This is a genomic window from Frankia sp. EI5c (assembly GCF_001636565.1).
In the GTDB taxonomy this organism is placed as follows: Bacteria; Actinomycetota; Actinomycetes; order Frankiales; family Frankiaceae; genus Parafrankia.
Map to the genome: position 1 here is coordinate 76,882 of NZ_LRTK01000009.1, position 24,601 is coordinate 101,482.

A 24,601-nucleotide genomic window follows, 5' to 3' on the forward strand; every position below is an offset into this window, starting at 1 on the left:
AGGCGCCGGGTCACCTCAAGGAGCAGGGTCCGCAACGTCTCGTCGTCCACATCCGCCACGAGCGGATGGGAGACACCGCCACCCAGCGCGGCGGAGAGCATCGCTACGCGAACCCTGGTCTCCGGTTCCGCCGCCNCGCCGATCAGGAGGCGGTAGATGCGTTCGATCAGCTGCTGGAACGGCTGGTGTGTGCCGAGGAGACGGACCATCGCCGGGTCATGTCGCAGGACGCTCGTCTCCCGCCGCCGCCTGACGGCGGTGTCGACGACCTTCACCAGCAGGATCTCCTGGGCGCGCTCGCGACGCGGCTCGGCCTCGGCGGCGTCGACCGCCGCCGCCAGCTCGGCGAGCTCCGCCTCCGCCACGGCCAGGACGATCTCTTCTTTGGTCCTGAACTGGTGGTAGACCGCCGCCTTGGTGACCCCGATCGCGTTGGCGATCATCTGGAGTGACGTCCCGCTGACCCCGTGGACGGCGAAGAGCTCCAGCGCGGCCGTCAGGATCCGCGTCTGCGCCACGCTGCGCCCGGCCGGCCGCGGGCCACTGCCCGCCGGCGGCGCGGAGGTGGACATACGGCCAGGATAGCCGCGACCTTCCCGCGCAAGGTCCGCCGATCAGGCAGCCGCCCCCGCCTCACCGCGGGCCTCGTCCGGGAACCGCCGAAAAGCCCTTCGTCTGCTGGCAGAACAAGGACCGTTCATGGTCGGAGCCGACTCCCACCTCCTTCGGCTGACGGCCTGACGCCAACGCCACGACGGGCGCCCGCCGCCCGGTGGCATCCAGCCCCGGCTCCGCCACCGCACCGTCACCGCCTGATCCATTGCGAAATTTTGCAACTCCTCAAGCTTGGTTACCATGTGTGGAGCGACAGGCGAGGCACGGCCGGAGACGGACGGAGGGGACTGCCGGTGGGAGTTCCGCTGTACCAGGCGAAGGCGGAGTTCTTCCGCATGCTCGGCCATCCCGTCCGGATCCGGGTGCTGGAGCTCCTCCAGGGCGGGCCGATGCCGGTGCGGGATCTGCTGTCGGCGATCGAGGTCGAGCCGTCGAACCTCTCCCAGCACCTGGCTGTGCTGCGCCGCTCCGGCATCGTGACGGCGACCCGGGACGGTGCGACCGTGGTCTACGCCCTGGCGGGCGGCGACGTCGCCGATCTCATGCGGGCGGCCCGGCGAATCCTGACGGAGATGGCAGCCGGGCAGGCCGGCCTGCTCGCGGAGCTGCGCGAAGGAGATTCGAGCAGGTCATGAGCGGGGTGACGGGTGACGGGTGACGGGTGACGGCCAGCTGGTCACCCGGGTCAGCCCTGCGTTCGGTCTCGCCGTCTACGGCCCACACAGGCGCGCCCGGCGGTGGACAGCATCGTGGCGATGGCCGGCGGCGGGCTCGCCCTGTACGTGGACGAACCGGGCTGAGCGGGCTCCGACCCTGAGCGGGCTCCGGCCCCACCGTTCCACCCACCCCACCGTTTCCCACCCAACACTTGCGAAGTTACGCAATTCATAATCCGACTACATGGGAGATCGTCCACCTTGCCATGACCACAACCGTGAGAAGTTCCGCCGGAAGGGCTGCCCCGCTCCGCCAGCTCCTGCCCGGTCGGGAGGATGTGGCCGCTCTGCGCCGCCGACCGCTACCGAACCTGCTCGCGGGTGCAACCGTCGCCGTGGTCGCGCTACCGCTCGCGCTCGGCTTCGGCGTCTCCTCGGGTGCCGGGGCGACCGCGGGTCTCGTCACCGCCATCGTCGCCGGGGCCGTCGCGGCCGCCTTCGGCGGATCAAACCTGCAGGTCACCGGCCCAACCGGCGCCATGACCGTCGTCCTCATCCCGATCATGCACGAGCACGGCCTGGACGGGGTGCTGACCGTCGGCGTGCTCGCCGGGCTCATTCTGCTGGGCCTCGCCCTGCTCCGCGTCGGACGCGCCATGCGCTACCTGCCGATCTCCGTGGTGGAGGGCTTCACCGCCGGAATCGCGGCGGTGATCTTCCTTCAGCAGGTTCCGGCCGCGCTGGGAGTACCGGCCGGGGAGCACGACCGCGTACTGACCACGGCCTGGACCGCCGGCGGCGACTTCCTCCACCACCCGCGGTGGACGTCGCCCGCCCTCGCCGTCGGTGTCGTCGCCGTGATGCTCGCCGGCGCCCGCCGATGGCCCACCATCCCGTTCTCACTGCTGGCGGTCGCCGCCTCGACACTCCTGGTAGCCACCACCGGCTGGGACGTCGCCGTCATCGGCGGCCTTCCCTCCACGCTGCCGGCGCCCTCACTCGGCTTCCTCGACCTCGCCACCGTGCCGTCACTCGCCGGTGCCGCCTGCGCCGTCGCCGCGCTGGCCGCGCTGGAAAGCCTCCTGTCCGCCAGCGTCGCCGACGCCATGACCAGCGGCGAGCGGCATGATCCCGACCGGGAGCTGTTCGGTCAGGGGCTCGCCAACCTCGCGGCCCCGCTGTTCGGCGGCGTGCCGGCCACCGGGGCGATCGCGCGCACCGCGGTCAACGCCCGCACCGGCGCGTCCTCCCGCCTCGCCGCCCTCACGCACGCCGCGATCCTGGCGCTGATCATGCTGTGCGCGGGCCCGCTCGTCGCCCGGGTCCCGGTGGCCGCGCTGGCCGGCGTCCTGCTCGCCACAGCGCTGCGCATGGTCGAGGTCTCCTCGCTGCGCGCACTCGGCCGCGCCTCACGTTCCGACGCGCTCGTGCTCGCGCTGACCGCCGGCGCGACCGTCGCCTTCGATCTCGTGATCGCCATCGTTCTCGGCCTGGCGGTCGCCGGCGCGCTGGCGCTGCGGGCCGTCGCGCGCGGCGCCCGTCTCGAAGAGGCCCCCCTGGAGCCGGTCGAGCACCTCGCCGTGTACCGCATCGAGGGGCCGTTGTTCTTCGCCGCGGCGCACCACTACCTCCACGAGCTGACGGCCCTCACCGACATCAAGGTGCTGGTCCTGCGGCTCTGCCGCGTCAGCGCGCTCGACGGGACCGGCGCGCTCGTCCTGCGTGACGCCGTCGACCGCCTGGAGCGGCGCGGTATCGCCGTGTACGTCTCGGGAGTACGCCCCGAACACATCGGGACACTGTCCGCCATCGGCATCCTGGACCGTCTCCAGCCCGGCCGACGCCTTTTCGACTCCGTCGAGACCGCGGTCCGCGCCGCCCGCGACCAGCTCGGCGCGCGTCCGGACGCGACCGCGGGCCGCCCCGCGACCCCCACGGCGAGCACTTCCGCACCCACGGGCGCCGCCACACCCGACGCCACATCCATGGCAGGCTGACCGGGGCCGGCAGGAGGACTTCACGCCGCGGGCACGGGGGCGGTTATCACACATCAGGCCGAAAAACAATCCTACCCACCAGTAGGCATGTGGATGTGAGCTGCGCTATACACCTCTGAGACCACCCAGGACCAAACCGGCTCCGAACCCCGATTCCTGACCACCTCACCGCTCCGGAGCGTGCCGATGTCGAGCTCGCCAGTGCCACCCGACTCCACGGCGTCGCCTGGCGCGCCCGCCGCGGGCCAGACCGAACCTGCGCCCGGCCCGACCGGCCCGCTCTGGTCGGGCGTCGGGCGGGCGCTCAGCCGACGGACGGGCATCGTCGCGGTGGTGGCGGCGGTGGTCACCGTCATCCTGGGCCTCGGGCTGCCCCGTCTGGAGTTCACCACCGGGCAGGACAACTACCTCAACTCCGACTCGCAGGTCGCGCGGGACAACGTCGCCTACCAGTCGCTGTTCGGCGGCCAGGCGATGATCAGCCTGTTCACCGTCAAGCCGGACGTCGAGCTGAAGGATNTGTTCACGACCGGCAACGTCGAGAAGTTCCGTGCACTGTCGGNAGAGCTGGAGAAGGACCCGCGGATCACCGCCGTGGTCACCCCGCTGACGGCGCTGGAATTCACCCACAACCTGGTCACGAGCAGCGACGGGAATCCGATCAACAGCGCGGCCGGGCAGATCCTGCTGGGCGCCCGCGACCGCGACCCCGACGCGGATTCCGCGCAGCGCCGGCTGGAAGACTCGCTGAAGACCCTCGGCCGTATCAACGACATCCCCGCCCAGCGGCGGGTGTTCGACGATCCGGAGTGGGTCGACTTCCTCCTGCACGACAACACCGGAGCCATCCGCAAGTCGCTGCGCCCGTTCTTCCCGAACGACACCAGCGCGCAGATGATCGTGCGGCTGGAGGGCAACGCCTCGATCAAGGACGAGGGTGAGGGCGCGTCGGCCGCGGAGGCGGCCATGAAGGACCTCACCTTCGACAACGCCGAGGTGACCACCACCGGCGCGGCCGTCCTGCTCCGCGACATCAACGACTACCTGCGGGGCGGCTTCCTCACCCTGGGCGGCATCTCGCTGCTGATGATGGCCGTACTGCTGATCGTCGCCTTCGCCGTGCGCTGGCGGCTGCTCCCGCTCGGCGTCGTCGGCGTCGGGCTGGTCTGGGCCTTCGGGCTCGCCGGCTATCTCGACGTGCCGCTTTCCATCGTCACGATCGCCGGAATGCCGGTCCTGCTCGGCGTCGGCATCGACTTCGCGGTGCAGCTGCACAGCCGGGTGGAGGAGGAGGCCCAGCTCGACCGGGCCGGCCAGCCGGTCGCGGAGGCGTTCGGCCGGCTGATGCCCGCCCTGCTGCTCGCCACCGTCGCCGGCGTCGTCTCGTTCCTCGCCCTGGAGTTCAGCCAGGTACCGATGATCCGCGACTTCGGCGTCCTGCTGGCGATCGGCCTGCCGGTCATCGTCCTCGCGACGGTGCTGCTGATCGCCGCCTCGCTCGGCTTCCGGGAGCGGCGCCGCCCCACCCCGCCGAAGGACTACTCACACGGCCCGCTCGGCCGCACGGTGCTCGTTCTCGGTTCGCTCCCCCGGGTCACCGCGATTCCCCTGGTCGTGGCCGCGATCGCGGTCTTCGCCGGCGGGGCGCTGGCCGAGGGGCATCTGAAGGTCCAGACCGACCCGGAGAAGTGGGTCAACCAGGACTCCCAGGTCGTGCAGGACATCCGCACCCTGAAGGCGCGCACCGGCTCCAGCAGCGAGCTGGGCATCTTCATCCAGTCCGAGGACGTGTTCGACGACAAGACCGTGAAGTTCGTCCACGACTTCGCCTACCAGCAGCTCGACGAGCACCCCGGCGATCTGCTCACCGCGTCCAGCCTGGTGACCACGGTCAGCTTCCTGATGGAGATCCCCGACACCACGCTCGTGCCGCCGACCGGGGCCGACATCGAACGCGCCTACGGGGTCGCGCCGGCGGCGATCCGCAAGAGCACCGTCAACCTGGACGGCAAGGCGCTCAACCTGATCTTCCGGACTGGTCCCGGCTCGTTGCAGGAGCGAGCGGTCGTGGTCAACGACATCCGCGACACCGTGACCCCGCCGGACGGNGTGCGGGCCACCCCGTCCGGTCTGGCCGTCGTCGGCACGGGTCTGCTGGAGAACTTCGAGAAGAACCGCGTCGAGCTCACTTACTACGCGCTGATCGCGGTACTCATCATTCTGTTGATCCGGCACCTGAACATCGCACGGGCACTGGTGTCGATCGTGCCGGTCCTGATTGCGGTCGGTCTCTCCGCGATCGTCTCCTGGGCCGCCGGTTTCGAACTCAGCCCGCTGACGGCCGTCGGCGGCCCGCTGGTGATCGCGCTGTGCACGGAGTTCACCACTCTGATCGTCATGCGGCATCTGGAGGAACGGGAACGCGGGCGCAGCCCGCTGACGGCTCTGGAGGAGGCCGCGACCAGGACCGGCCGCGCCTTCATGGTCTCCGCGATGGCGGCGGTGATCGGCATCCTGGTGCTGGCGTTCAGCTCGCTGCCGCTGCTGCGCGGCTTCGGCCTCGTGGTGGCCATGAACGTGGGCGTCGCCCTGCTGTCCGCCCTCATCGTCCTGCCGCCCCTGCTGCTCTTCGCGGACGAACACGGGTGGATCTACCGCGGGGCCGCACCGCGGGCAGGGTCGGCCCCCGAACCCGCCACCGCCTCCGTGGCCTCGTCCGCGACCGGCGCCGGGGCCGGCTCCGCGTCCGCCTCCGGGGGCGGGGCCAGTCCCGCCCCCGCGCCCGGCGCGGCGCACGTCCGGGTGACGGGCCCGCCCCAGGAGCAGCCCGGGAGCCCGGCGGCGGAGACCACCGGCGCGACCGAGGCGGACGACACCCCCGCCGCGTCCGCGGGCGCCGCGTCCGCCGGCACGCCCCGCAAGAAGGACGCCAACGAGGACTGAGCGGCAGACCAGGCGGGGCGGGGCCCGCGGCAGGATGTGATCTTGCCGTGGGCACCCGCCCCGCAGGCGTTACTCCCCCGTTCCGGGGCATGGCTCCCGCGTGCCCTGCGGACCACGCCGCCGACAGTGGGGAGACCCATGTTCTACGACCCGGTCGAATCGGATTTCTACGCCTGGTGCGTCGAACGTCTGCTCAGATCGGAGGTGGCGGCCCGCTACCTGAGCCACGGAATCGTCGAGCTCGGCGCGGGCACCGGCCTGCCGATCGCCGCGGCACTGTCCCGCTGCGAGGCGACGGTCCCGGTGCGCGGCTTCGAACGCGATCCGAAGTCCTTCCAGGTCGCCAGCCGGCTCGTGGCCGCGAAGGCGCCGCCCGGGTACACCGTCGAACAGGGCGACTTCTTCGAGCGTGGCGTCGACGGACCGGAACGGGTCGCGGTCGCCAACCCGCCCTACCTGGCCGCGCCGAGCGGCGACACCGGCACGCCGGAGCTGTGGGGCGGCGAAAGTGGCGCCGAGGTGACAAATCGCCTGCTGTCCGGGCCGTTCGACGTGCTGATGCTGATGGTCGCCTCGATCGCCGACCCGCTCGGCGTGATCGACCACGCCCAGCGCTCGGGCTACACCGTCGCGGACTGGTGCGTCCGGCCGATCGCCTTCGGCCGCCACAGCCGCGAGCCCGGCGTCCACCGGCGCGTGCGGGAACTGCGCGCCGACGGCCGGGCGTTCAGCTCCGAAGCCGGTTACCTGCTGGCCGGCGTCACCTGGTTGCGCGACCCGACCGACCCGGGTCACACTCCGGCCACGGTCGACATGAACGCGGACGTCCTGCGCAGGGTCATGGTCACGGCCGCGGAACCGGAGCGAGTTTCATGACCCCTCCAGGCAGTGCTCCGGCGCAGGCAGCGCCCGCGCAGGCCGCCCCCGCACGGGCGGACGGCCGCCCGGACATCCCCTCCTACGGGACGGTGCTGCCGGCGGACGATCTGCGTCCCGGCCGGCTGCCGCGCCCCCGCGGCCCCCTCAGCGCCTTCGTCACCGACGCGCTGCGGCGGCCGGCGGAGGCCGGTCTCGGGCCCGCCCCGCGGCCGGCCGACGACATCCTCTACGGGGATGACGGCGCGCTCGCCCTCTACTGCCTCTACGAGCTGCACTACCGCGGCTTCGCCGAGGTCGACGAACGCTGGGAGTGGGCACCACCGCTGCTCGCCTTGCGTCAGGAGCTGGAGAAGACGCTGGAGGCCCGGATCCGGCAGGAGGCGGAGAGCGTCCCGCTGCCGGAGTGCGACTCCCGCGACGCGGACGCGATTCCCGCCGCGCTGCGCGAGATCATCACGGCGCCGACTGGGCCGTCACTTTCGAGGCATCTCGCCGAGCACGGTTCCCTGGAGCAGTTCCGGGAGTTCGCCATCCACCGCTCGCCGCTGCAGCTCAAGGAGGCCGACCCCCATTCCTGGGCCATCCCGCGGCTGGCCGGGCTACCCAAGGCCGCCCTGGTGGAGATCCAGGCCGACGAGTACGGCAACGGCACCGCCCGGGACGTCCACCAGAACCTTTTCGGCGTGACGATGCTCGGCCTCGGCCTGGACGCCCGCTACGGCGCCTACCTCGACCGCGTACCCGGCACGACGCTCGCCTCGGTGAACCTCGCGTCCTACTTCGGGCTGCACCGACGGCTGCGCGGGGCGCTCGTCGGCCACCTCGCCGTCTTCGAGATGACCTCCGTCGAGCCGATGGCCGCCTACGACACGGCGCTGCGCCGGCACGGCCAGCCCGCCGGCACCCGCCATTTCTTCTCCGTCCACGTCGTGGCCGACGCGCATCACCAGACCGTCGCCGCCGAGGCACTCGCGGGCGGCCTCGTGCGCGCGGAACCGGCGCTGGGGGCGGACGTACTCTTCGGCGCCCGCGCGATCATGGCGGTCGAAGGCCGGTGCGCCCGGCGCATCCTGGACGCCTGGGAGGCGGGGCGCTCCTCCCTGCTCGCGGCGCCCGCCGCCTGACGACCGGCTGACGACCGGCCGACGACCGGCTGTGCCGGGTCGAAGAAGGGCCGACCCGGCACGGCGCGGCGGAAGAAGGTCGAGATCCGGTCGGCCTCTCCTCAGCAGGACCGGGTGAAGGGCTTGTTGGCGAAACGGTCGCCCAGGAAGCTCACGGCATCGCCCTGCGCGGTGAAGATGGTGAGCGCGTGCTCGCCGAGATACGTCTTCCAGCGGACGGGGGCGCCGGCGGCGCAGTAGGTGTTCTTCAGCGCCTCGGCCTGCGGCCGTTCCACCAGCTCGTCCACCGGCCAGCTGTGGTAGAGGAATGTCGGCACCCTCGGCGGCACGGCACCCAGCTTCTGCTCGTTGATACGGGCGATCCAGGCGGGCGTGGCCAGCGGGTTCGCCGTCGTGTAATCGCTGATCTTGTGGAACGCATAGGTGACGATGGCGTCGATGCAGGCGTTGCCGAGATCGGTGAAGAGTTNCCGGCCGGCGTCGTTCAGGTAGCTCTGCAGGTTCAGCTCGGGATAGGCCGCGTCCAGCCCGCCCGCCGCCATCGCCAGCACCGTGAAACCGAGGCCGCCGTCCAGCTGCTTCGAGACGGCCAGCAGGTCGGCGGGCACGCCACCGGCCGAGATGGCCCTGAGGTTCAGTTCCGGCGCGTAGGTCGGCTGGAGTTCGCCGGCCCACGCGGCGGCTCCGCCGCCCTGGGAGTAACCGAGCAGGCCGACGGGGTTCGCCACGGTCAGGCCCGTCGCGGGCAGCCGCTGGGCGGCGCGCACCGCGTCGAGCACGGCGTGCCCTTCGGAGCGACCGACCACATAGGTGTGCTGGCCCGGAGTACCGAGCCCTTCGTAGTCGGTCATCGCCACGGCCCAGCCGCGCTGCAGCGCCCGGTCGATGAAGCCCTGGTTCTGCGCACTACTGACCAGGCCGTTCTTGGACGGCGCGCACTGGTCACCCATTCCGACCGTGCCCGAGGCAAGCGCGACGACCGGCATACCCGCCGGGCGCACCCCCTTGGGGACGAAGATCGTGCCGGTGACGGCGTTCGGCTTCCCCAGGGCGTCGCGTGAGTGGTACAGGACCAGGTACGAGCTCGCGTTCCCGACGTCGGCCTGCTTGCGGAACCAGATCACGTCACCGGGCGCGCCCGCGGGCAGCGGCGACGGCGGCGTGTAGAAGGCATCCCCGGCCGGCCCCTCGACAGCACCGGCGGCCGCGGCCGCCGTCGTGCTGACGGCAATCGGGACGATCACCCCGAGCATCGCGAGGGCAAGCGTCACCACGACCGAACCGATCCGCGCCCGCGGTCGTAAACCGCGCCCGGGTAAGTTGCGCCACATACCGATCAACCTTCTTTCTGCACCGGGTTCGCCATTGGGTGGACGACGTCTCCGAGAACCGCGGGCGACACGGCCGGCGGTGGCCCCGCCCACGCCGGGCACCGCAATGCACACTCGTTACCACCGGGTACTACTGGCGAGTAGGTTCTGCACCCTAACAATTTGTGCGCTCGTTGCCCATATGAAGATCCGGGCTCCGCCCGGACACCGGCCGGGTAATCGGCCCGCAGGATCGTCAGTGCCGGGAGTGGTTCGATCACGCGGCGGACGTCGAACACCCGGTAGGAGACAGGCACAGCCCAGCTCAAGGCAGGTGTCTCGACGCTGGGCCACAGCGCCGCGGAGCATCGGGCCCCGGCGGGGGAATCAATACGGCCGCGGGTCGCCCCGGCCCGGGCAGGTGGTCGGAGCGGTCCGCCGAGTAGCACCGAAGTGTGACTTCCACGAGCCGCCGTCACACACCGAGCCAGGGCGGGCACCGGACCGGCTCAGCGCACCGACGCCCCGCCCACCCGGCCGGCGGCGGAGGCGTTCCGGCCGCATCAGCAACCATCAGTGCCTTAGCCTGGCGATATGCCAACAACCCGCCGTCTGCGCACCCGCGCGGCGTGGGTTGTGGTCATCGCCCTCGCCGCGTGGATGCTGCTCAGTGTCGGCAGCGGCACGAGCACACCGCGGGGCCTGCTCGTGGTCGGCGCGGCCAACAGCGCTCCGGGGGCGTTCACACCCCCCACGGCGGTCGCGCACAGCGACGAACAGCGGCCGCACCTCGATCACAAGGCCCATCTGACGGTCTGGTTCTCCGCCTGGGCCGGTGTCGACCAGTTCGGTCTCGCCGGTGGCCTCCTGCTGTTCGTTCTCTGCGGGGTCCTACTGCCCTGGCGCAGCACCCGGTCACCGGCCCGGCCCGTCGGCCCGATCGGTGCCTGCGGTGCGCGCGCTCCCCCACCGGCTCGCGGTGGACCGGTGGCCTGACGCACGTCGGCGGCACCTCGGCACCTCGGCACGATCACCGGGTTCGGGGCGCGAGAGACGCGAGGTAGGCCCCGGCCCGGGCGCCGCCGTCCGCCCGTTCCGCCGCCGGCCGCNCATCGGCAGCCCTCGCGGCGCAGGCTCACCCGCCGATGCCGGGAACATCCGGTCCGGTCCCTGCCCTGCTGGCCACCGCGCGACGTCGGGCCGTCCACGGCGTCACGCACCGCGACAGCACCCCCGACACGGGTGTCCGCGACTGTTCCTGCCCTGCACCAGAACTCACAGAAATCACTTGCGAGGATCCACATGAATGTCGAAGAAACCGGGCTCCCGGGAATCGGGCTGCGACACGACTTCTCAACTCGTGCCGGCCGGCGGGTAGGTGTGGTCTCGCATCACAGCGGTCGCCGTGTCCTGGTGGTCTACGACGCCCACGACCCGGACTCCTGCGCCGAGTCGATAACCCTCACCGCGGAGGAGAGCGACGTGCTTTCCGAACTGCTTGGCGCTCCCCACATCGTGGAGAAACTGGCCGACCTGAGCCGGGCGTTCGCCGGGCTCGTGGGCGAGCAGATCACGATTCTGGCCGGTTCGCCGTACGTGGGCCGCCAGCTCGGCGACACCCACGCCAGGACCCGGACCAGCGCGTCGATTGTCGCCGTGGTCCGCGACCGGCAGGTCCTCGCCTCACCCCGTCCGGACTTCCGCTTCCAGGCCGAGGACGTCGTGGTCGTCGTCGGCACACCGGAAAACACCGCCGCCGTCGGTGAACTCCTTCGGTCCGGATGAAGGGCGCCGCGATCATATGCATGACATCACCTCAATAATGCTGGAACTGGGTGCGGTTCTCTTCACGCTCGGCCTCGTCGGGCACGCGGCATCCCGGTTCGGTATCTCCCCGATTCCCTTCTACCTGATCTTCGGCCTCGCCTTCGGGCACGGCGGGCTGCTGCCGCTCGGCGCGAGCGAGGAGTTCATCGAGGTGGGCGCCGAGATCGGCGTCGTTCTCCTGCTGCTCACCCTCGGCCTGGAATACACGGCGGGGGAACTGCTCGCGGGGCTGCGGCAGAACACCCCGGCCGGCGGCCTCGACCTGACACTCAACGCGGCACCCGGAGTGGCCGCGGCGTTCGTGCTCGGCTGGGACTGGCGAGCCGCGGTCGTGCTCGGTGGCGTCACCGCGATCTCGTCCTCCGGAATCATCTCGAAGGTCCTCTCCGACCTGGGCAGGCTCGGTAACCGCGAGACACCCGTCGTGCTGTCCGTTCTCGTTCTCGAGGACCTCGCGATGGCGGTCTACCTGCCNATCCTCACCGCGCTGCTGGCGGGCCAGACGATCGCGCGCGGCGCGGCGTCACTCGCCATCGCGCTCGGCGCCATGGTCGGCGTCCTGTTCCTCGCGCTCAAGCACAGCTCCAAGGTGACCCGGCTCGTCTTCAACCCGGCCTCCGACCGCAACGACGAGATCATCCTTCTGCGCGCGCTCGGCCTCGCCCTACTCGTCGCCGGGGTGGCCCAGCAGGTGCAGGTGTCGGCCGCGGTCGGCGCCTTCCTCGTCGGCATCGCGCTGTCCGGCCCGGTCGCCGAAGGTGCCCGGGAGGTGCTGGCGCCACTGCGCGACCTGTTCGCGGCCGTCTTCTTCGTGTTCTTCGGCATGCAGACCGACCCGGGAGAGATCCCCTCGGCGCTGCTGGCCGCGGTGGTGCTGGCCGTCGCCGGGGTCGCCACGAAGACGTTCACCGGCTGGTGGGCGGCCAAGCGGGCGGGAATCGCCACCATGGGACGCTTCCGCGCCGGCGCCGCCCTGATCTCCCGCGGCGAGTTCTCCATCGTCATCGCGGGCCTCGCGGTCTCCGCCCACGTCGAGCCACGCCTCGGGCCGCTCGCCGCCTGTTACGTCCTGCTGATGGCCGTCATCGGCCCGATCGCTGCCCGCGTCGCCGAGCCGCTCACCAAGGCCGCGCTGCGGCGGCGCAAGGCCACCGCGGCCCGCAGGCAGCAGGCGGCACCACCACCCCAGCGCCATGCGCAGGTCAACCCGCCCGAACCACGGGACGCGCCGGAAGCCCTCGAACCGCAGCCCGTCCCGTCCGACAAGCCGACCGACGCGGCCCGCGAATAGCGACCGGCCCCAACCCGCCGCCCGGTGGCCTGCCGATCACTCGGCGCCGCCGGCGGCGGTATCGGGTACCGCCGCCGGCGGCGGTATCGGGGTCAGGCCGTATCGGGGTCAGACGTCCCGGCGCTCGGCCAGGAGCAGGGCCGGGGCCATCGCGGCAGTGGCGTAGCCGGCGAGGAGAAGGCCGGCGACGAGCAGGCTCGGGCGGGGGTCGGGCTGGAGCGTCGTCAGCGATTCCGCCAGGCCGATGAAGGTGACGAGTCCGGGCTGGCCTCCTGAACGGGCAGTTCGGCCCCGACGAGCAGCACATCAGCGGCCGCACCAGGCTGCGGCCGCTGATGTGCTGGTCGGCCGTGCGGAACCTGACCGCCCTGCAGGAACAACGGGCGCGCTCGGCGGGTGCGTTCGGTGATCTGACGATGGTGGTCGGCGTTTCGGGCGCGAGCGCGAGCGTGGCGATCCCGCACCTGAAGAGCTCCTCGTGTCTCCTACCGAGACGCCTTGACGACCACGGTGACGCAGGGGCCGCAACCCCCGCGGGCGAAGGACACCCAGAGCTCTTCAGTCGCTGTCGGCGCATCCTCGCGGACACGCGGCGCGGGGGTGACTGAGGGGTGTTGCGGGGTCTGTGGGTGCACTGAAAGCCCTGGTGGCGCCGTTACGGTGGGCGTCTGCGGGGTGCCGGCGGCCCGGTGGCCGCACTTCGGCGGATGGTCGCTGGCCGAGGTGTCCGCAGGCGGGGCCGTGGACGTCGAACGGGTGGGACGGTGGGGTCCCGGTGCCGGCCCGGGGCCGCCGCCTGCCGGGCCCCGCGGCCGGCCCGACGGGCGGGATATCCCCTCTGATCAGACACCTTCGTCACCCGGGGCCCGGCTGGGTACCCGGCTGGCGCCCGAGGCTCGGCCTGACACCGGACCGTCCCGCATCCGTCGCGAGCAGGTTCCGCAAGGTCAGGGCGGCTGGCAGCGGGGTGACGGGCAGCGGGGTGACGGGCAGTGCCGTGTAGATGGTCCGGCGCAGGGCGGGGTCGCTGAGCGGGCACAGGGCGAGCTCGGCGGGGACCGCCCAGGCGGCGAGGGAGGGGACCAGCGCTACCCCAGGCCGGCGGCGACATAGCCGAACTTCCCCGTCCACTCCGCGATCCTGATGATCTATCGCGGGTGTGAAACCTGCCCGGGCGCAGGCATCGGCGAGCATCGTGGGACGGTCCTCGTAGTCGTACTGGAGCCAGGGTTCGTCGCGTAGCTCGCGCAGGTCGACCGTTCCGGTCGACGCCAGCGGATGATCGCGCCGGAGGGCGACGAGCAGCTCGTCGCCGCGCAGGGCGGACGGCCTGGCCTGGGCGAACGCCCGCAGAGCGGGGGCATCAGGGAGATGTTCGCGGTCGGGAACGCCCCCACACGCAGCAGCCCACCGTCGCCGCTGCGGATCACGGCCAGCTCCCGCTCCGCCCTCGCCAACCGGCCGAGGACGTCCACCGCGTGCCGGTGCCGGGTGTGACCAGCTGGTGCTGGGCGGCCGGCGGCGACCGCCCCTGAAACCGGGGTCCTCCGCCGAACTGTTCGCCCTCGCCTCCGCTGTCGCCGGCGAACTGGGCCAGGTGCCGCTGCGAGGCACCGCCGTGTGGCGGAAGCAGGGCGCGACCGGGACGGACCGGGTTGGCGCGGCGCCCGAACCACTGGCTAGCTGAATCGCCCCGCACCCGTCCAGGCAGTGGATGGCGCACAGATCTTCCGACCCGGAGGGCATACGATCGGGGAGTGGGAGAAACCGTGGACGAGCTCTGGTTCGAGCGTCCGACCGACCGAGTAGAAGCACTGCTCGGCAGTGAAACGAAAATCTATCTGGAGCGATCACTCTTCATTGTTCAGAGAGACATCGACGCCACCCTCCCGCAGCTGGGAAGACTCCAGCTCCGATGGATCTCCTCCGATATGGATGACCCCGACATAGAAGGGGACGAACCTTACGTACTGGTCTACGTCGCAGTCGGCACGAGTGGCAGCTACTGCGGCGCTGGAAACAGCGCGTACGCCGGAAGAAGCGACGACCAGGAAGCGGATTCGGCGACGTTCGAAGATGCGGTCTCCTCGGTGGCCCAATGCACCCAGGAACTCGTCATGGAGCTGTATCTTCAGACCTGGCCCGACTGCCCACAACACAATCGACCATTTGATCTTTCATTTTCCGAGGACTGGCCGATATGGCACTGCCCAAGGGATGGCGGACATGATGTCGCCCGAGTCGGCAGCCTTGCCCAGATCGGCAGCCTTTGAATCTCATTCACAGGTAGCCAGCCGAGCCGGTAGAACTCCAGCCGGACGAAGATTCGGATCACGGCGCCTCGCGTCGTGGGACATCGACTTCAGCCGGTTGGCCGAGCGGATCCGTGCGGGAACAGTGGATCAGAACGGCTCGGGGGAGGTACAGCCGCGCAGGCGGCGGACGAGGCCGGGATTGCCGGTCCCACGGGGCGGGGTGGTAGACCCGCCGCCGTCCGCCGACGCGCACCACTCTCGCCACCGCCTACCCGCACCCCCAACCCGCCGGAACGTAACCCCTTCGGAGAGCTGACGAACGAAGCCACGACCACCGACTCATCTGCGCACCGACACGCAGGTAGCACAAGTGCTACCCTCGCAGGATGGACGAGGTAGGGCTCCGAGAGGTCCGGCAGANCGCCAGCGACCTGATACGCCGCGCCCAGGACGGCGAACGGTTCACCATCACCGTGGCCGGCCGGCCAGCAGCCGTCCTCGGCCCGGTGAGTCCGCGTGTGTGGCGGCGCTGGGACGATCTGGCTGATCTCTTCGCACAGCCGGAGGACACCGACTGGCCGCAGGACCGCAACCTCGTCGACGACTCCCTCACCGATCCCTGGGAAGGCCGATGACTCGCGGGGTCCTCGACACCAGCGTCCTGGTCGCCACAGGCGTCACCCCCATCCCCGGCGAGCTGGCCGTCAGCGTCATCAGCATCGCCGAACTACAGTTCGGCATCCTTGTCGCCAAGACACCCCAGGCCCGCGCGACCCGGCTCGCCCGCCTCAGCGCCATCCAACGACGATTCGACCCGCTGCCCGTCGACGACGCCGTCGCCGACAGCTACGGACGTCTCGCCGCCCGCGTCGTCGAAATCGGACGCCAGCCACGCGCACGCACCATGGACCTGCTGATCGCAGCCACCGCCCACGCCCACGGAGCCAGCATCTACACCCGCAACGCCGCCGACCTCACCGGCCTGGAAGACCTCCTGAAGATCGTCACGATCTAAGCTCGCCGTTTAACCTGCTGGCTCCCACCCCGAGCGGTTCCACCGCCGACCGGCCCCGCCCGCGCTGCCGACCAGGGCGTGGATCAACCAGCCCCCAGCGATCATCGAGACCGAGGAGGCGCTACCCACGAACCAAGCAGCCTGATGTCTCACCGGGATTGACAGGCTCCGTCGGGATAACTGTTCAGGGCGGTGCGGTTGTAGTCGGCGTCGTAGGTGTAGATCCGGGTGGTGCAGATTCTGGGTCCGCCGTAGCTGACGGCGTCGGCGACGGTGGTGACCCGGCCGGCCGGGTCGTAGCCGAGGGTTTTCCCAGCGGGTGGGGTGGCGTCAAGGCGGACCTGACCGTAGATCGAGGATGACTGGGAGAAGGCCAGCCAGGGGGTTCCGGATTTAGCGTAGGTGAGGCTGGTGGCATCACCGCTGTTGTCGTAGCGGGTGGTGGCGACGAGGCCGTTGGGGTAAGTCTGTGAGGTCAGGGTGCTGTCGCCGTTGTAGGTGGCGGTGAAGGCCAGCCGCGGCACTAGGCTGTCAGTGAGATGGAGGCTCGATACGGATGCCAGTTACTCAACCTTGGAAACCGGGCCGATTGTGGATTATCGAATCGGGGCCCCTGGCATCCTTACGGCCTAACGGCGGCAACGAGTGCGCATGATTCAGCCATCGGATCTCGATGACTTACGTGGCACGCTGTTTTTTTCGAGCTCCCTTCGGATTGTCAACACGGCCGCCGTCCCGCCAGTGATGGCGGCATAGCCGACTCTTCTTGACCAGTCGAAATCACCCTGCACGATGGCGTCTAGAAGTACTGCGGCGATCTCGATGAGGAGGCCGCAGACTGTTCCATTGAAAATTCCTATCGCGGTAGCCCGGAGAGGGATCCTGACTTGCAACCGAGACTCCTCCTCGCGATCTGAGTGTGTCTTTACTACCTAGATTTNGATGGACGCTGCGGGTGCACTATCATCGACGATGCCTGCCNATGTACCGTGCACTCCTCCAACTCCGATAGCTCATAATGGGTCTGTTGCATCGGCGGAGTCCGCTGTCTCGCGGCCGTCGATCGGTCATGATCGAGTGATGCGTCGACGTCGTGCCTGTCCACCGGTTCCGACGTCGGAGTTCGCGGGGTTCCGGTTNCCACCTGAGGTGATCATGCTGGCGGTCCGCTGGTACTTGCGGTTCGCCCTGTCGTACCGCGACGTCGAAGAGCTGCTCGCTGAGCGCGGCCTCGAGGTTGATCACGTGACTGTGTACCGGTGGGTGCAACGATCGTACGAACTACACTTTTTATATGGCAAAGTTGAACGGGTTGCGACTTGGTCTGTACACCCGGTATTCGGAACTGGTCGGTGGGGATGACGCGCTAGAACGCCAGGACGAAGACGGCTACGAGTTCGCCGACGAGCACGGCGCGACGATCGAGAAGGTCTACCAGGAGAAGAAATCGGCCTGGAAGAAGAAGACGATCGTGCTGGAAGACGGCACGATGATCTCCCGGGTGATCCGCCCGGACTACGCCGAGCTGTTGGCTGACCTGCGGTCCGGGTTCCTGGACGGGGCGATCGTGTGGGACCTGGACCGTCTCACCCGAGACCTACGCGACCTGGAAGACGCGATCGAGGTCGTCGAGTTGTACCGCCGCCCGATCGTCGGGCCCGGCGTCGACCTGACCACCGAGTACGGGAAGGCGAACGCCCGCGCGCAGGCGGTCGCGGCGAACAAGGCCAGCGCGGACACCTCCCGCCGGGTCCGCCGGTCGCACAGGCACCGCGCCGAACGGGGGTTCCTGTCGGGGGAAGCCGTCCGTTCGGCTGGAAGGACGACAAGCGCACCTTGGATCTCGCCGAAGCCGCGATCCTGCGAGAAGGCGCCCGCCGAATCCTGGCCGGGGTGCCGGTCGTCGATCTGCTGCACGAGTGGAACGACGCCGGTATCCGGGGGACCCGGGGGAAGAAGTGGACCAAGAGCAGCGTGCTGAAGGTCTACCGCAACCCCCGCATCTGCGGCCTACGCGGCCGAGGCGTCGAGGAACCGAACATCAACGGCCACGTCGCGAAGTACATGCAGGTCGTCACCCGCAAGGAACGCACCCCCGACGGGCGGACCATCGAGGTCCCGGTGAAAGGCCAGTGGAAAGCGATCATCGGCGTGCGCCGGTGGGAACAGGTGATCGCCAAGATCGGAGATCGGACCTACGCCCAGCAGGGGCATAACTCCCGCCGCTACCTGCTCAGCGGCGTGGTGGCGTGCGGCCGGTGTGGCCGGTCGATGTTCGGGTCACCGCCCTACCGGGAACGCAAGCACGCGATCTACCGGTGCCCCGCGCCGACGCAGGGAGGGTGCGGGAAGGTCTCCCGGCACGGACCCCACACCGATGATCACATCCTGGCGGCACTGTTCAACAAGATCGAATTGGAGACCGCGAGCGCCGTGGTCGAGGTTGCCCCGTGGGAGGGGGAAGCCGCGCTGGCCGAGGTATAGGAGAGCATCACCGAGACCCGCGCCGCGTGGACGTCGGTGCCCCGGCGGATCTCCCCGAAGGACTACTTCCCCACCATGGAAGAGCTCAGGGAGCAGGAAGAAGCCCTTCTCAAGGGACGGAACGATCATCTGGTGGCCACCGCGAACGCGCACGCCCGCCCCGCCGATGTCCGCGCCGAGTGGGACGACTACAGCCTTGCCCGCCAGCGCGCGATCATCAAAGAGCATCTGATTGCCGTGGTCGTCCACCCCGCCGGCAGGGGCCGCAGGTTCGACCCCGACCTGTTGGACCCGGTCTGGCGGGAAGAGACCTAACCGCCGGGATCGTCGGCCAGGACCAGCCCGAGCAGCGCCGCGACCCGGCGCCGTTTCTCCCGCGACCACACCGGAGCCGCCAACGCCTGACGCCTACCCCATTCCTCCGCCGCATCGGAGAACACCCGCCGAGACCGCGCCGAACCCGGCACCGGTACCGGTCGGGTGCCGGCCCGCCCACCCACCCGCACCGTGGTCGGTTTCCGCGGCAGACTCCCGGTAGCCGCAGAGGCAGAAACAGCCGAGGAACCTTCGGAACCTGCGGTGCTGACCTGCTGGCCAGCCACGACCGGAGCAGTTTCACAGGTGCCCGTAGCGGTGTCGTCGAGGTCATCGAACAACGACGGCTGAACAGCACCTTCGGTGCTCACAGTTCGGCCCGCCAGGTGCCCACCGGGCTACCAGCCGCCCGAGACGCTGGCAGATCGGGAGGGTCAGACCCGTAGCCGCCGAGATGCAGGCCCCGGCCCGCATACGTCCACGTGCCGAGAACGACCGTGTTCGGGTCGCCGTCGAGCCGGCCGAAGGCATCCAGCGGCGCGTGGCCTGCCATGGCCGCGCCAATCGTGCGGGACCACACCCGCCGCACCGTCCGCAACGCGGTGAACGTCGTCGAGTACGCCCGCGATTTCGTGAGCCAGTGACCACCAAACCCAGCCTGGTGAGACCAGCGGATCAGCCGTGGGACGTCGCCGGAGTCGCGGCCGAGTGCCGCATCCAACGCCACGGTGAACGCCGGATCCTGACCGAGCCGCCAGCAGGTCTCCACCAGCCGCCGCACGTGCGGGGCCAGGACCAGCCGGCCCAGCGCCGCCAGCGACCGCACCGGATGATCCAACGCCCCACCGGCCGCCGCCGATTTGGTGATGTACTTCGCCAAATAGTTGGACACTCGCCCGACGTCAGTGGGTCCATCGAGCGCGATGCGCCGGATATCGACCTGCGCACCCCAGAGCACCGCCCACCCATCCCCGGCACCGACGCCGGTGTCGAGGGCGCCCGCGTCCGGATCAGGAGCAGGCACCGCCACCGACCCGACCACGCTCCGCAGAGCGTCCGCGACCAGCTCACCAGCTGCCCACCCCGGAGGAACCGAGCCGGGACCGTCCGGCCCGTCGACCCGCACCACCACATGCAGATGCACAACCCCGCGTTGCTGCATCTCCGCGACCTTGACGAAGCTCAACCGCGCAGACCGGCGAAGCCCCGCCACGGTCAGACCGGCCGCCGCCGCCACCGCCGATTCCGTACCGTCACGGGTGGCCTTCCACAACCGCGGGACGAGCGCGTTCCACGTCACCGTGCGGCCGTAGCCGTAGCAGTCCGGGCAGAGCGGGGAACCGAGCCGGGAATCATCCTCGCGGTGCCGCTCATGACAACCCGCCGGTTTCCCGTGCGGGCACAGCCCNCGCCGGGGGTGACACGCCCGGACCGGACCGCCCTTGCTGCCGTGCTGGCGCCGCGAGTGCACCGGCCCGAAGGATGGCGCGGTCAGCGTGACGAACCATGCCGGATGCCCGGTCACCGTCTCCGGGACACCCTTACCACCGGCGAGCCCGGCCAGGACCAGCCGCCGGGCGTCGCGCTTGTACACCGCCGAACAGGCCGGGCAGGCGGTTTCCCGCCGGTTGTTGCACCGCACATGCAGCACCCCGCCCGGCTCACCCGCCGAGGTAAACGCCCGACGGACCTCACCAGTACCAACATCCACATGATCGACATGGCCGGACAGGCGAATCGGTCGGGAACAGCCACCCGCCACCAGCCGGTTTTCGGGCAGGCTCACGCCCACGTCCACGGAAACCACCGCGTCCTTTCACCGCACAGGCGCGGTCAGCCCGGACGAACCCACAGGCCAGCCGCAGCACCACACGGAAAGCGAGAACGGGGAACAGAAAAAAACCGGAAGATCAGCGGCGGCGGACCTCAACCGCCGGCCGGACCTACCCGGTCAACCCGTGAACGAGACAAACCCTGAACACCGACAGGACACGCCACATGCGGCACATCTGCACCCCAGACGGAACATCAACACGACTGGACGCGAACCACGAGGACACGTAGCCCACGGTGCAGCAGCCCGAGCCCGGTCCTGCCGCTCCCCGGCGGCTCAACGTGGACAGCTCGTCTATCTGGCGTACTGCCTTACATGGCGCAGGGACCGCGGCCCCCCGAACACCAATGCCTACTATACCTATGTGTGCACGAAGATTCCACTTTTTTGAATGAGTCGGGGCCGTCGAACCTACCCCGAGGATCAAGAACTTGCCNCTGCGCGAGCTCGGCGATCGACCAGGCAGCCGCCCCAGGCCAACAGGGGCTGTAGAGCCCGGCGGGCCGGAGAGTCCAGGCCCGCCGGGTCACTTTTCAGCTATCCCGCCGCTTCCGTCTGGACGTAGCGGGCCAGCACGGCTTCGATGCGGTCGACCAGCCGGAAGTCCAGATCGGTGATCCGCTGTCCGGCGCTGTAGGTGGTGAGACTGAACGTCAGCTCTCCCCAGTGCAGTTCGACGTCCGGGTGGTGCTCCAGTTCCTTCGCGGACTCGGCCACCGTGCCGAGAGCCTCGATCGCGGCGTAGTACTCCACGGGAAACGTCTTGTGGATCTCTTCGCGGTCGGCGGCCTTCACCCATCCGTCCAGTGCGGCCAGACGTCGGGTGATCTCCTCGGCCGGTAGCGGGTCGCGTAGTCCCATGCTCGTCGTCCCTTCCTACAGTGTCGCCAGCAGAGCTTTGACCTGTTGTCCGGTCTCATGGTCATGCCACGGTGTGAGGTGGTGCCAAACTCCGTGAAGCTCCTGTCGTAGCCGCGCCGAACTGGTCTCCCGGGCGACGGTGACCGCGTGCGTTACCGCGTCCGCAGCGGCCTCCGGGTTCCCGGCCTGAGCATGTGAGGTGGCTTGCCGTGCCCGGTACACACCCTTGTCTCGGCGGGCCGTAGCGGGCAGGGCGGAGATGATCTGCTCCCACAGCGGGAGGGCCTCACGGCCGAGACCGAGACGGTTGTAGCAGGTCGCCCGCTGCACCTCGATGTAGCCGGGGGTGCGTCGGCAGGCGTTGAACCACGGGTAGTCGTCATCGACGCGGGCCAGCAGCGCGGCGGCCTTGTCCAGGGCGTAGTCTGCGCCGCGCCGGTCACCGATGAGGGCGTAGCCGTGGGCTGTCTGCTGCATCGCCTGTACCCGGACCTTTGCGCACAGGCCGTTCTCGTCCGTCAGGGCCGCGTTGGTCAGGTCGAGGGTGCCGGGTCCGTCCTGCTGGTCGGTGCAGATCATCGCCTTGTTCGTTAGGGTGTGCCGGACGAGCTGGGTGTCTCCCACCCGGTGGGCGAGTTCGAGAGCCTGGTTCGCCCAGTGCGAGGCGCTCACGAGGTCCCCGGCGTCCTGGTAGNGCCAGGTCGTCAGGCCCGCGTAGGCGACGCTTGTGCGCAGCAGGGCGTGCCGTTCGGGGCCCCGGGCCACCCGCAGGAACTGCCGGATGAGTTCCTGCTGTACCAGCACCGACGGAATCACGGTGTGCGGCCCCAACGCGGCATCAGCCCAGTAGTAACCGTCAAGCTGAGCCGCCAGATACTCGATGGCCTCAGGTGCGACCTGCTGATACGACGCCAAGGGCATGACCGCGCCCCCGACCAGGAACCCGGCACCGCTTCCCGCGAGGAACGTGCGCCGGTCGATGGCCACGATGACCACCTCCCCTACGTGTGCGATCACCCGGTACGGGTCGGCTGGAGGACCGGCGGTGTCTGCGGGCGGCACCCCGAGGATGCCGGGAACCGCCGGTGCGGTGGGAGAGCCGACCGGGGCGGGGCGTGCCTCGCTGGGGCGTGGCTGTGGGAGCTTGAACCACAGCAGGTCTTCCGGGATGCGCAGGACCTCGGCCCACCGGATGAGCTTTGTAAGGTCGGTCACCGGCTCACCCGACTCGATACGGCTCAACTGGGTCTGAGTGATGCCCATCCATCCGGCCACCATCTCCTGAGACAGGAGAACAGTGTGATGAGGGTGGTTGCGGTAGGCCGCGATCACCCGGCCCATGTGCCGCTCATCGAGGGCGTCCCGAAGCTGATCGGAGGCGGTCCAGAATCCGGCCGAGACCTCCGGCGCGGCCGTGCCCTGTTCCCGAGCCCGGCGCTGGCAGGGCCCGCACGATCCCCGGTAGTTGTCCCGGGCGAGGCGCGTGCCACACCGGCAGTAGCGAGAATCGTCTACCTGGTCACTCATCGCAGTGACGCCCCTTCGTGACCTCCCGGGCCCGGATCGTGCTTACGCAGTCTATCCAGCGCCGTGGGCCGCTCATACCTACGACGCATGGCGCCTATGCGTGCCGCGTCTAGTGATCACGAATCGTTGGTTCCACACTTGTCTCCAGGCCCCGGGGCCGGGTCAGGGAAAACCGTTTTTCAAATGACGGCGGTGGGCTCCTCGGCCTCGGGTGCCGCTCCNGGCGGAACGTCGAACGAGGGAGAAGGCGGACAGTGGAACGGATGAGCGGAGGCTGGCCGGGTATTCCGCAACTGTCGGGCGATCTTCCTCTGAGGATTCTGCGATTGCAGAGCGATGTTGCCGTCACCGCGATGGAAGAGCTGGAAGGCAAGCTCATCGACTACAAGAGTCGCGCCCCAGTCGAGCCCCTTGCGTNCGCCGCACTACTGGAACGAATCGAGAACATCACGGAGGAAGCTCGATGGATCAAGAACCAAATAATCAAGATCAGGGACGGAGGGGAATTCAGCTCGGGGAGGTGATCGCCCGGCGCATCCGACCCTACGCCGTCCTGAACGGCTACGGTGTGCAGGTCGCCATCTTCGGCACCTGGAACGACGCACACGTCTGGGCGCACGAGAAGCTACGGGACGCTGACGTCATTCTCCCCTTGGAGGTGGAGGACCGGACGCAGCGGATCACGCGGCGCATCACACGAGAGGCATGCGAACTCATCGCGTGGACGATCTTCACGAAGGTCGGTGGCTGCGAGCCGATGAACGAGGAGGCAGACCCATCGCCTCGTACCCTCGACGAGAATTAGCCCTACAGCAAACCCTGTGCAATTCCCTCCTGATCCGGGAGTCAACCAAACGTGGACGAGATGGACGGCAGTCTGACCCTCGACCGGACCGCGCCCGCTACGATCCTCGCCGAGCCTTCGGCGAGGAGACGCATTGAGCAGTACTTCCTTGCGGTCAACAACGCATTCCCGTCGGCGCACGAGGTGGCGGCCATCGTCATCACTCACATGCTGCCCGACCGGCCCTTCTTCCTGGAAGCGGTGGCGCGAGGGAACGATCTGATCTCGATTCTCCCCAAGCCGAAGTCCTGTGACCCGGCGACGCGGGCCGCTATCAGCAGCCGGTACCACTGCGACGACCTGGACCGCGACCGATTCACCCATCCCGCGAAAGTTCTCGCGTACGTCGAAGAACGGGCCGCGGGCCGAGATCTCGCCCTGCTGGACATCGGCGGTTACTTCGCGCCCGCGCTGACCTCCCTGTGTCGACAGTTCAGCGGACGAATCGTGGGAGTCGTCGAGGACACGGAGAACGGGTACCGCAAGTACCTTGCTTGCGGGAAACCACCCTGCCCGGTTTTCTCGGTAGCCCGCAGTCCGCTGAAGCAGCCGGAAGACTACCTGGTGGGTCAGTCCATCGTGTTCTCCACCGAATCGCTTCTCCGAGAGCACGGGGACATCCTGCATGGTCGTGAGACCTGCGTCATCGGCTACGGCAAGATCGGCCGCAGCGTGGCGAACACCCTCCGAGCCAAATCGGTCCGCACCACCGTGTACGAGACAGATCCGGTGCGCGCCGTCGAAGCCATGTCGCACGGATTCGCGGTGAAATGGTCAAAGTCCGAGGCATTGGGCCGCGCCGATGTCATCGTGTGCGCCACCGG

The 24,601-nt window shown here is 69.4% G+C and carries 20 protein-coding genes and 10 pseudogenes; 20 read left to right on the top strand and 10 right to left on the bottom strand.

What is annotated here, in order from left to right; translation table 11 throughout:
* Positions 1-136: 136 nt before the first annotated feature.
* Positions 137-572, bottom strand: a pseudogene (locus UG55_RS33365) (helix-turn-helix domain-containing protein); the annotation flags it as partial.
* 336 nt (positions 573-908) lie between these two features.
* Between UG55_RS33365 and UG55_RS07710 the strand changes: the two are divergent.
* The 7 genes and pseudogenes from UG55_RS07710 to UG55_RS07730 all read left to right on the top strand — a co-directional run bounded on the left by UG55_RS07710 (position 909) and on the right by UG55_RS07730 (position 8,214).
* Positions 909-1,250: a metalloregulator ArsR/SmtB family transcription factor gene (locus UG55_RS07710; RefSeq protein WP_066064896.1), complete on the top strand. Its 342-nt coding sequence runs from the start codon at positions 909-911 to the stop codon at positions 1,248-1,250.
* A gap of 287 nt (positions 1,251-1,537) precedes the next feature.
* Positions 1,538-3,268, top strand: a complete 1,731-nt coding sequence (locus UG55_RS07715; RefSeq protein ID WP_083986551.1) for a SulP family inorganic anion transporter — start codon at positions 1,538-1,540, stop codon at positions 3,266-3,268.
* Positions 3,269-3,454: 186 nt separating this feature from the next.
* Positions 3,455-3,787, top strand: a pseudogene (locus UG55_RS33370) (RND transporter); the annotation flags it as partial.
* 44 nt (positions 3,788-3,831) lie between these two features.
* Positions 3,832-5,376: pseudogene (locus UG55_RS33375) on the top strand (MMPL family transporter); the annotation flags it as partial.
* A 1-nt stretch (position 5,377) separates the two neighbouring features.
* Positions 5,378-6,211, top strand: a pseudogene (locus UG55_RS33380) (MMPL family transporter); the annotation flags it as partial.
* A gap of 138 nt (positions 6,212-6,349) precedes the next feature.
* The gene (locus tag UG55_RS07725) at positions 6,350-7,087 is read left to right on the top strand and encodes a class I SAM-dependent methyltransferase (protein WP_066064899.1); all 738 of its coding nucleotides are present in this window, start codon (positions 6,350-6,352) and stop codon (positions 7,085-7,087) included.
* Positions 7,084-8,214 (top strand): iron-containing redox enzyme family protein, encoded by a 1,131-nt coding sequence (locus UG55_RS07730; protein ID WP_083986553.1) that lies wholly within the window; start codon positions 7,084-7,086, stop codon positions 8,212-8,214. The genes UG55_RS07725 and UG55_RS07730 overlap by 4 nt, the downstream gene beginning before the upstream one ends.
* Before the next feature lie 101 nt (positions 8,215-8,315).
* Here the strand turns inward: UG55_RS07730 and UG55_RS33385 are convergent.
* Together UG55_RS33385 and UG55_RS46160 are read right to left on the bottom strand one after the other, a co-directional pair.
* Positions 8,316-8,683, bottom strand: a 368-nt coding sequence (locus UG55_RS33385) for a lipase family protein (protein ID WP_242423901.1), incomplete at its 5' end; no start/stop codon positions are given.
* A 1-nt stretch (position 8,684) separates the two neighbouring features.
* Positions 8,685-9,545: pseudogene (locus UG55_RS46160) on the bottom strand (lipase family protein); the annotation flags it as partial.
* Between the two features lie 573 nt (positions 9,546-10,118).
* On the opposite strand from UG55_RS46160, the gene UG55_RS07740 reads away from it, so the two are divergent.
* The 4 genes and pseudogenes from UG55_RS07740 to UG55_RS33400 all read left to right on the top strand — a co-directional run.
* Positions 10,119-10,520, top strand: coding sequence for a hypothetical protein (locus tag UG55_RS07740; RefSeq protein WP_128422891.1), 402 nt, complete (start codon positions 10,119-10,121; stop codon positions 10,518-10,520).
* A 306-nt stretch (positions 10,521-10,826) separates the two neighbouring features.
* Positions 10,827-11,309 carry a cation:proton antiporter regulatory subunit gene (locus UG55_RS07745; protein ID WP_066064904.1) on the top strand — a complete coding sequence of 161 codons (483 nt, stop codon included), beginning with the start codon at positions 10,827-10,829 and terminating at the stop codon, positions 11,307-11,309.
* Between the two features lie 16 nt (positions 11,310-11,325).
* Positions 11,326-11,825, top strand: a 500-nt coding sequence (locus tag UG55_RS33395) for a cation:proton antiporter (RefSeq protein WP_242423912.1), incomplete at its 3' end; no start/stop codon positions are given.
* Between the two features lies 1 nt (position 11,826).
* Positions 11,827-12,642 (top strand): annotated as a pseudogene (locus UG55_RS33400) (cation:proton antiporter); the annotation flags it as partial.
* A gap of 855 nt (positions 12,643-13,497) precedes the next feature.
* On the opposite strand, the gene UG55_RS27030 reads toward UG55_RS33400, so the two are convergent.
* Positions 13,498-13,995, bottom strand: a complete 498-nt coding sequence (locus UG55_RS27030) for a LysR substrate-binding domain-containing protein (protein WP_242423942.1) — start codon at positions 13,993-13,995, stop codon at positions 13,498-13,500.
* Here UG55_RS27030 and UG55_RS33405 point away from each other — a divergent pair.
* The 4 genes and pseudogenes from UG55_RS33405 to UG55_RS07775 all read left to right on the top strand — a co-directional run bounded on the left by UG55_RS33405 (position 13,921) and on the right by UG55_RS07775 (position 15,912).
* Entirely contained in the window at positions 13,921-14,139 is a 219-nt protein-coding gene (locus UG55_RS33405; protein ID WP_066064917.1) for a hypothetical protein, read from the top strand. The genes UG55_RS27030 and UG55_RS33405 overlap by 75 nt on opposite strands.
* A 260-nt stretch (positions 14,140-14,399) precedes the next feature.
* Positions 14,400-14,915: a hypothetical protein gene (locus tag UG55_RS28300; protein WP_199865073.1), complete on the top strand. Its 516-nt coding sequence runs from the start codon at positions 14,400-14,402 to the stop codon at positions 14,913-14,915.
* A 403-nt stretch (positions 14,916-15,318) separates the two neighbouring features.
* Positions 15,319-15,532: pseudogene (locus tag UG55_RS07770) on the top strand (type II toxin-antitoxin system Phd/YefM family antitoxin); the annotation flags it as partial.
* A complete protein-coding gene (locus tag UG55_RS07775; RefSeq protein WP_066064924.1) occupies positions 15,529-15,912 on the top strand; it encodes a type II toxin-antitoxin system VapC family toxin in 384 nt (127 codons plus the stop codon). The pseudogene UG55_RS07770 and the gene UG55_RS07775, both read left to right, overlap by 4 nt.
* A 149-nt stretch (positions 15,913-16,061) precedes the next feature.
* Here the strand turns inward: UG55_RS07775 and UG55_RS07780 are convergent, their stop codons facing one another.
* Positions 16,062-16,436 (bottom strand): hypothetical protein, encoded by a 375-nt coding sequence (locus tag UG55_RS07780; RefSeq protein WP_066064927.1) that lies wholly within the window; start codon positions 16,434-16,436, stop codon positions 16,062-16,064.
* A gap of 616 nt (positions 16,437-17,052) precedes the next feature.
* Between UG55_RS07780 and UG55_RS33410 the strand changes: the two are divergent.
* The 4 genes and pseudogenes from UG55_RS33410 to UG55_RS33425 form a co-directional block, all read left to right on the top strand.
* A pseudogene (locus UG55_RS33410) lies at positions 17,053-17,184 on the top strand (IS6 family transposase); the annotation flags it as partial.
* 22 nt (positions 17,185-17,206) lie between these two features.
* Entirely contained in the window at positions 17,207-17,893 is a 687-nt protein-coding gene (locus tag UG55_RS33415; RefSeq protein WP_083986556.1) for a recombinase family protein, read from the top strand.
* Positions 17,806-18,396 (top strand): recombinase zinc beta ribbon domain-containing protein, encoded by a 591-nt coding sequence (locus tag UG55_RS33420; protein WP_242423915.1) that lies wholly within the window; start codon positions 17,806-17,808, stop codon positions 18,394-18,396. Before UG55_RS33415 ends, UG55_RS33420 begins: the two co-directional genes overlap by 88 nt.
* A gap of 75 nt (positions 18,397-18,471) precedes the next feature.
* Positions 18,472-18,711 (top strand): hypothetical protein, encoded by a 240-nt coding sequence (locus UG55_RS33425; RefSeq protein WP_242423917.1) that lies wholly within the window; start codon positions 18,472-18,474, stop codon positions 18,709-18,711.
* On the opposite strand, the gene UG55_RS45190 is transcribed toward UG55_RS33425, so the two are convergent.
* The 5 genes and pseudogenes from UG55_RS45190 to UG55_RS33435 form a co-directional block, all read right to left on the bottom strand.
* Positions 18,708-18,836 (bottom strand): hypothetical protein, encoded by a 129-nt coding sequence (locus UG55_RS45190; protein ID WP_255360442.1) that lies wholly within the window; start codon positions 18,834-18,836, stop codon positions 18,708-18,710. The two genes, UG55_RS33425 and UG55_RS45190, sit on opposite strands and share 4 nt — an antisense overlap.
* 242 nt (positions 18,837-19,078) lie before the next feature.
* Positions 19,079-20,119 (bottom strand): replication initiator (locus tag UG55_RS07800; RefSeq protein ID WP_242423919.1); only part of this gene is annotated, 1,041 nt, incomplete at its 5' end.
* Position 20,120: 1 nt separating this feature from the next.
* Positions 20,121-20,518: pseudogene (locus UG55_RS33430) on the bottom strand (replication initiator); the annotation flags it as partial.
* Between the two features lie 564 nt (positions 20,519-21,082).
* Positions 21,083-21,406 (bottom strand): 4a-hydroxytetrahydrobiopterin dehydratase, encoded by a 324-nt coding sequence (locus UG55_RS07805; RefSeq protein WP_066064946.1) that lies wholly within the window; start codon positions 21,404-21,406, stop codon positions 21,083-21,085.
* A gap of 695 nt (positions 21,407-22,101) precedes the next feature.
* A pseudogene (locus tag UG55_RS33435) lies at positions 22,102-22,933 on the bottom strand (helix-turn-helix domain-containing protein); the annotation flags it as partial.
* An 865-nt stretch (positions 22,934-23,798) separates the two neighbouring features.
* Between UG55_RS33435 and UG55_RS07820 the strand changes: the two are divergent.
* Positions 23,799-24,601, top strand: an 803-nt coding sequence (locus UG55_RS07820; RefSeq protein ID WP_242423948.1) for an NAD(P)-dependent oxidoreductase, incomplete at its 3' end; no start/stop codon positions are given.